Annotated in this window: 1 protein-coding gene; it reads right to left on the bottom strand. The window is 36.8% G+C overall.

Annotated elements, in window-relative coordinates; genetic code table 11:
- Positions 1-345, bottom strand: a 345-nt coding sequence (locus AAEY83_RS13430) for a hypothetical protein (RefSeq protein WP_351059541.1), incomplete at both ends; no start/stop codon positions are given.

Genomic DNA, 345 nt, shown 5'->3' with positions numbered 1-345 from the left:
GTTCTATAGTCTCACTTCCAATTAATGCAGAAATTCCAGCAAATGGGCTGGAATTTCTACGAATAATTTTCCCAGAATTATTTTCATACCGGTTAGATTTTATCGTAGTCATTTTTTCTTGGACATGGGTCGCTACTCCTGTACCTCTTATGACTTCTAAATTCCCAAGGCTCTCTTGAGTTTCAGGGTCTATAAGTTCCTCAGGATCTATATAGTAAACTAGAAATGTATCTCCTACCTCTACTCCATCTATAGAACCTCTGTTAATCACAAGTTCGAATGGACTGCTCTTTTTGACAACCATAGCTGGAAATGGTCTAAATAGTGTATTATCCAAAATCAAAC

Source organism: Psychrobacter sp. TB20-MNA-CIBAN-0197, assembly GCF_040309765.1.
Taxonomy (GTDB): Bacteria; Pseudomonadota; Gammaproteobacteria; order Pseudomonadales; family Moraxellaceae; genus Psychrobacter; species Psychrobacter submarinus.
The sequence above is the reverse complement of the archived record's forward strand: the minus strand, read 5'-3'. Positions and strand labels throughout refer to the sequence as shown.